This is a genomic window from Streptomyces sp. FH025, from assembly GCF_017427025.1.
Taxonomy (GTDB): Bacteria; Actinomycetota; Actinomycetes; order Streptomycetales; family Streptomycetaceae; genus Kitasatospora.
The window spans coordinates 1-4,649 of sequence record NZ_JAFLNG010000615.1 but is presented as its reverse complement, the minus strand read 5'-3'; the positions used below and the strand labels follow the sequence as shown (position 1 = coordinate 4,649).

At 75.0% G+C, this 4,649-nt stretch carries 5 protein-coding genes; 2 read left to right on the top strand and 3 right to left on the bottom strand.

What is annotated here, in order from left to right:
* Positions 1-36: 36 nt before the first annotated feature.
* The 3 genes from J0670_RS39625 to J0670_RS30590 all read right to left on the bottom strand — a co-directional run bounded on the left by J0670_RS39625 (position 37) and on the right by J0670_RS30590 (position 2,210).
* A complete protein-coding gene (locus tag J0670_RS39625; protein ID WP_207815015.1) occupies positions 37-537 on the bottom strand; it encodes a DUF1269 domain-containing protein in 501 nt (166 codons plus the stop codon).
* Between the two features lie 150 nt (positions 538-687).
* On the bottom strand, positions 688-1,371 hold the full coding sequence (locus J0670_RS30595; protein ID WP_243437746.1) for an ABC transporter: 684 nt from the start codon (positions 1,369-1,371) through the stop codon (positions 688-690).
* Positions 1,368-2,210 (bottom strand): ATP-binding cassette domain-containing protein, encoded by an 843-nt coding sequence (locus tag J0670_RS30590; RefSeq protein ID WP_207815017.1) that lies wholly within the window; start codon positions 2,208-2,210, stop codon positions 1,368-1,370. The genes J0670_RS30595 and J0670_RS30590 overlap by 4 nt, the downstream gene beginning before the upstream one ends.
* Before the next feature lie 176 nt (positions 2,211-2,386).
* On the opposite strand from J0670_RS30590, the gene J0670_RS30585 reads away from it, so the two are divergent.
* Together J0670_RS30585 and J0670_RS30580 are read left to right on the top strand one after the other, a co-directional pair.
* Positions 2,387-3,709, top strand: a complete 1,323-nt coding sequence (locus J0670_RS30585; RefSeq protein WP_307806767.1) for a VWA domain-containing protein — start codon at positions 2,387-2,389, stop codon at positions 3,707-3,709.
* Between the two features lie 2 nt (positions 3,710-3,711).
* Positions 3,712-4,584 (top strand): peptidase, encoded by an 873-nt coding sequence (locus tag J0670_RS30580; protein WP_207815011.1) that lies wholly within the window; start codon positions 3,712-3,714, stop codon positions 4,582-4,584.
* Positions 4,585-4,649: the final 65 nt, after the last annotated feature.

Below are 4,649 nucleotides of genomic sequence, written 5' to 3'. Positions count from 1 at the left end.
GGTCCGCCCCGGGATGGCGGCAGTGGGGACGGGGCGTCAGACGGAGGCGGCCCGGGAAGCCTCGACGGTCGCCTTCAGCTCGGCCTCGGCCGCGGCCGAGAGCGAGGTCTGGATGATCTGGCCGCCGTAGCGGGCCAGCGCCGGGACGACCTTGTCGGCGGTGGCCGTACGGACCAGCAGGAAGACGGCGGCGGTGCCCGGCCGCAGGTGCCGGCCGACCTCGCGCATGAAGTCGTCGTCCACCCCGATGTCGGTGGAGGCGCCCACCGCGGCCCCGGTCGCCCCGCCGACCGCCGCACCGAGGAACGGCATGAAGAACAGCAGTCCGATGACCCCGCCCCACAGCGCGCCGGACGCGGCACCCGCACCGGTGGTGTTGACCGCCTGGTGGAGCTTGATCTTGCCGTCCTCGCGGCGCTCCACGACGACCGCGTCCTCCAGTTCGATCAGCTTCTGCTTCTGCAGCCCGATCGCCTCGTTGCGCACCGCCTGGGCGGTGGCGAGGTCCGGGTAGGCGATCGCGAAGAGGTTGCTCACTGCGGGGTCCTTCCAGGGCGTCGGGCAGGCCGGGTCCGGGCGCCGACGCGGCGGTGCCCGTGTCCCGATTCGTCACCCTAACGAGGACTATCCATATTTATTGGCTCTTCGCTGCGGTGTGTCCGCCATTGCCGGTTTTCTGCGGATACCTCACTCCGCCCGGCGCCCGGCCAGGGCCGCCGTCCCCGCCCCGACAGCCGTCAGCAGGGCCGCGGCGAACAGCAGTTCCGGCCAGGGCACGGCGACCAGCCCGGTCCGGGCCGCGGTCACCAGGCCGCTCACCGCCCCGTTGGCCGGCGAGCCCGGCACCACCAGCGCGGCCGCGGCCAGCCCCAGCGTCGCCAGGATCCCGTACGGCGAGCGGAGCAGCACCGGCCGGTTGCCCAGCGCACCCGCGACCACCCCCAGCAGCGCGCAGACCACCGAGGTCAGCAGCCCGGCCAGCAGCGCCGGGCCGACGCCCGGATCCCGGCGCGCCCCCGCATCGGCCACCGCCCCGCTGACCCACCACAGCGCCGCCACCTCGCCCACCGCCAGCAGCAGAGCCACCGTCAGCGCCGCCAGCAGCGCGCCCAGGTGGACCCGCGCCGCCCCCGTCGCCGCGACCAGGCAGGCCCGCGAGGCCGGCGGCTCGGCGTTCAGCACGGCCCGCACGTACCAGGCGCTCACCGGCAGCAGCGCCCCGGCGCCCAGGCCGAGCCCGCCCAACAGCGGGTCACCCTGCGTCACCCCGATCACCAGCAGCAGCGCGTACGCCAGGAACGGCGGCAGCCAGGCGTGCGAGCGCACCAGCAGCTCCAGGTGGTACCGGGTCAGCGCTCCGATCCGCCTCACCGCTCCCCCTCCCGCCGCCGCACCGCCAGCACCCGGACGCCCGGGCGGCCGAGCAGCAGGCCGCGCAGCAGCGCGTCCGAGTACCCGGCCGACACCGCCAGCCGCACCGCCGTCCCCTCCAGCGCCATCACCTCCGGCGCCCCCGGCAGCCGCTCCGGCAGCGGGGCGCCGTCCGGGACGTCCAGCTCGATCTCCATCACCGGGCCACCCGCCACCGGCACCGCCGTCTCCTCGGGGCGCAGCGCGCCGTCCGCACCGACCCGGTAGGCGGCGCCGGTCAGCCCGGCCAGCCGGGCCGGGTCGTGGTCGACGAACAGCACCGCGCCGCCCGCCGCCGCCCGCTCGGCCGCCGCCTCGTCCAGCACCGCCCGGGCCTGCGGGTCCAGCCCGGTCCATGCTTCGTCCAGCAGCAGCACCGGGGCCTCGGCGATCAGCGCCTGCGCCACCGCGACCTTCTGGCAGGTGCCCTTCGACAGCCGGCTCAGCGGCGTGCCCGCCCGGTCCGCGATGCCGAACCGGTCCAGCCACTCCCCGGCCCGCCGCCGCGCCACCTCCGCCGACAGCCCGTGCACCCGGCCCACCCGCAGCAGGTACGAGGCGGCGTCGAAGGGCAGCGCCGGCGGGAACCGCTCGGGCACGTACGCCGCGGCCCCGGGCCGCACCACCCGGCCGGTGCTCGGCCGCTCGATCCCGGCGACCAGCCGCAGCAGCGTCGACTTGCCGCTCCCGTTCGCCCCGGCGATCCGCACCAACTCCCCCGGACCGACCGCGAGGTGGACGTCACGCAGGATCCACCGCCCGCCCCGCCCGTACCGCTTGCCGACCGCCGTCAGCTCCATCGCACCCCACGCCTCCCGTCCGGTGCGCACGAACGCTACCGGCGGCCGGGTAGGACCGGCGTGAGCCCCGCACCCCGGAAAGCCGTTGCGCGCGACGGAGTTCACGCCGTGCGGGCCCGGAGCGGTGACCGGTCTCGTTTGGCCACGGCGAACTGATGGTCCCTAGGATCGGCCGGGTGAATACCGGACGACGACCACAGACCAGGCTCGGCAGCCTGCTGGCCGCCCTGGCGATAACCGGCGCCTCGCTGCTCCTAGGCCTGCCAGCCCACGCCGACGAACCACCAGCCGGCGCCGCCCCCGCCCCCAAGGAGGCCCCCAAGGTCGACCTGATCCTGGACGTCAGCGGCTCCATGAACGAGCGGGACATCCAGGGCAAGAGCCGCATCTCGGTGGCCCAGCAGTCGCTGAACGACGTGATCGACGCGCTGCCCTCGGAGACCGAGTTCGGCATCCGCACCCTCGGCGCCACCTACCCCGGCAACGACAAGAACCTCGGCTGCCAGGACACCAAGCAGCTCTACCCGGTCGGCAAGACCAACAAGGTCGAGGCCAAGACCGCCGTCGCCACCCTGCGCCCCACCGGCTGGACCCCGATCGGTCTGGCCCTGCGCGGCGCCGCCCAGGACCTCGGCAAGGGCGAGACCACCCGCCGCGTGGTGCTGATCACCGACGGCGAGGACACCTGCACCCCGCCCGACCCGTGCGACGTCGCCCGCGAACTCGCCTCCCAGGGCATCCACCTGGTGGTCGACACCCTGGGCCTGGCCCACGACGACAAGACCCGCCAGCAGCTGCTCTGCATCGCCAACGCGACCGGCGGCACCTACACCGACGTCCGCACCCAGGAGCAGCTCACCGACAAGGTGAAGCAGCTGGTCGACCGCTCCAACGACACCTACACGGTGGCCCCGGTCAAGACCGCCGGCACCGACAAGTGCGAGACCGCCCCGGTGCTCGCCCCCGGGGTCTACAGCGACCGGGAGAAGTTCTCCGAGCACCGCGTCTACCGGGTCCCGGTCAAGGCCGGCCAGGAACTGCGCGCCTCGGTCAGCGTCGCGCTCGACCGGCCGGTGGCCCGCGACTACGGCGTCCTGCTCCAGGCCACCAGCGCGGCCGGCCAGGAGCTCGTCCGCGGCACCGACGCCGGCAGCACCCGCACCGACGTCGTCTCCACCGGCCTGCGCTGGTCCACCGACGACTCCAAGGGTTACGTCACCGCGAGTCCGACCTCCTCGTCGAGCGCCAAGCCGGAGACCACCGTCTGCCTGGTCGTCAGCAACTCGCTGGCCCCGCAGTCCGGTGTCCAGGCCGACCCCGGCATGCCGGTGGAGCTGACCGTCGACCTGGCCTCCGCCTCGCCCGCCCCCGAGGGCGCCGCGATGGGCCTCGGCCGCGGCTGGATCCTGCTGCTCACCCTGACCCTGGCCGGCCTGCTCTTCGGCCTGGTCTTCGGCTGGATCGCGCGTTGGCGGATCTCCGTCTGGCGGGAGAACTGACCATGCGTACGACGATCCGCGGCGCCCTCGCCGCCCTCGCCCTGCTGCCCGCCCTCGCGCTGGGCGCCCCGGCCGCCTCCGCCGCCTCGCCGTCCCCGTCGGCGAGCGCGAGCGGCACCCCGGCCCCGGCCACCAAGGCCGGCACCTCCTTCCTGACCGCGGTCAACCTCTCCCCCGGCCAGGACGCCAACGTCGCCGTCTCCACCGGCGACTACCTGTACTGGGCGTTCGGCGCCTCCGAGGGCCAGACCCCGACGATCGGCCTGACCGTCAACCTGGCCCCGACCGCCGACCGGCACGGCCCGCAGACCTGGTCCGTCGAGGTCTTCGACGGCCTGCGCCGCCGCCAGGCCTGCACCGCCGGCACCCAGAACGCGACCGGCGACCAGAACGCCGCCACCCTCGCGCTCAGCTGCACCCTGCGTGAGGTCCGCACCTGGGCCGAGCCGTGGTCCGGCGACCCGCTGCCCGGCACGTACTACGTCCGGCTGTCGGTCACCGACGTCCCGCAGCCCGACCTGGGCCTGGCCTCCTCGGTCCAGCTGCACGTCAGCGCCAAGGGCGACGCCGACAACGCCCAGCCCGAGGGCGGCGAGCTCAAGGCCCCGCTGGTCCCGCCGGCCGGCGGCGGCGCGAGCACCGCCAAGGCGGCCGCCCCCGTGGCGGCCGAGGACCACTGGTACACCGGCTGGTTCTCCGGCTGGAACAGCCGCTGGTACTGGACGATCGGCGGCGGTTTCCTGGCCGCGCTGGCCGGCGTCCTCGGCTACAACCTGACCCGGCACCCGCACGGCCGCCGCCCCGGCCGCTACGGCGCCGTCCCGCCCCAGGGCACGCACCAGAGCGGCTCCTACGCCGACTACGAGCGCCCCTGACCACCGAACCCCGAGGGCCTGTCTTCGAACTCCCGTCGTCCGCCCGGAGGGCGGGCGACGGGAGT

Coding starts and splice junctions, on each gene's coding strand:
- J0670_RS30590 (WP_207815017.1), bottom strand. CDS start 2,210: ATGGAGCTGACGGCGGTCGGCAAGCGGTACGGGCGGGGCGGGCGGTGG.
- J0670_RS30580 (WP_207815011.1), top strand. CDS start 3,712: ATGCGTACGACGATCCGCGGCGCCCTCGCCGCCCTCGCCCTGCTGCCC.